Source organism: Vibrio sp. 1874, from assembly GCF_033344395.1.
Lineage (GTDB): Bacteria > Pseudomonadota > Gammaproteobacteria > Enterobacterales > Vibrionaceae > Vibrio > Vibrio alginolyticus.
Genome location: NZ_JAWPOR010000115.1, coordinates 1 through 1,229, shown reverse-complemented (window position 1 = coordinate 1,229; position 1,229 = coordinate 1). Strand labels below are relative to the sequence as shown.

General features: G+C 46.9%; 1 protein-coding gene. It reads left to right on the top strand.

Annotated features, from left to right (window positions below):
* Positions 1–68: 68 nt before the first annotated feature.
* Positions 69–1,229, top strand: a 1,161-nt coding sequence (locus tag R8N46_RS24940; protein WP_318189741.1) for an MSHA biogenesis protein MshI, incomplete at its 3' end; no start/stop codon positions are given.

The following is a 1,229-nucleotide window of genomic DNA, read 5'->3' as shown; positions in this document are numbered from 1 at the left end:
TCTCAATCAGAATCCCAAGTTAAATTGGGAAGACGAAATCGCTGGCGGAAAAAATAAAGATAATAATCATGGAATTTAAAGCAGTATTCGACAAGCTGATGCGATCATCTGGTGGTGGTCGCTCTTGCTTTTTGGTTATTCAGCCAGACGCAGTTTATTTATCATCACCAGCTAAAAGTGGTCGTCCGTCTCAGTTTGAAATTTCTGAATCAAATTGGGAACGCGCTGTTGAGCAAGCGTTAAGCGTTGCCGCGAGCGCTTATGATTCTCTGACCGTAGTGCTGTCACACAACTACTATCAGATGTATCAAATCGACAAGCCAGCCATGCCACGCCAAGAGTGGTCGGCGGCGCTGCCGTTTTTACTCAAAGAGCTTATTTCTGAGCGTGCCATCGACATCATCGCTGATGCGGTAGAGCTACCAAACTCAAGTAAAGTGCAAGCTTATGTTTTATCAAGAAAGATGCTTGATAAAATTGTGCTACTGGCTAGTCGTGCTCAATTGCCGTTAGAAGCGATCATTCCGGAAGATGATGTTTGGGGTGATACCGCTGGTGAGCTTGGTAACTTTTTGTTGCTGCAACGTAGCGCGCGTGGGCATTTCCGCATCAGTGCTTTTGTTGAGCACACCATTGCATTCCATCGTTCGATTCGTAGCGTGACACCTCCTCTTACTGGCGTACCGTCAAGCGAGCTACAGATGGACAGTTTGTCTCTGGAGCTACAACGTTCGATAGACTACCTCTCTGCTCAGCTTCGTCAGGTTCAGTTGCACCAATTGAAAGTGTGCTGTGATGAAGAAGATGAGAACGAATTGGTTCAGTCGCTTAACTACCGCTTAAGCACCAAAGTATCGTCACTACTGCCTGAAGAACATGAACTCTCTGGTCATGTGCTTGCGGATGCGGCGGCGGCGTCTACAAATCGACGCGTCAATCTATATCCTGAGCATTTAAAGCCGAAAAAAGATCTCCTTACGCTAAAAAATGTGGCGATTTCTTGGGGCGCGGCTGCTGCAGTGATTCTGTTGTCTTACGGCTACGTGTCTTGGCAAAGTGAAGGTTTGGAAGATGAAATTGCGATTGTGAAAGGCAAGGGCGATATTCTTAAGTCCGACTTAGATTACCACCAAGTGAAGCTGCGTAAGCATCAGCCTGATCCAAATAAGTTAGCGGCCAAAGCGCGTCTAGGGCGCGAAGTCAAAGCTAAGCGAGATTCCGTGAAAGCG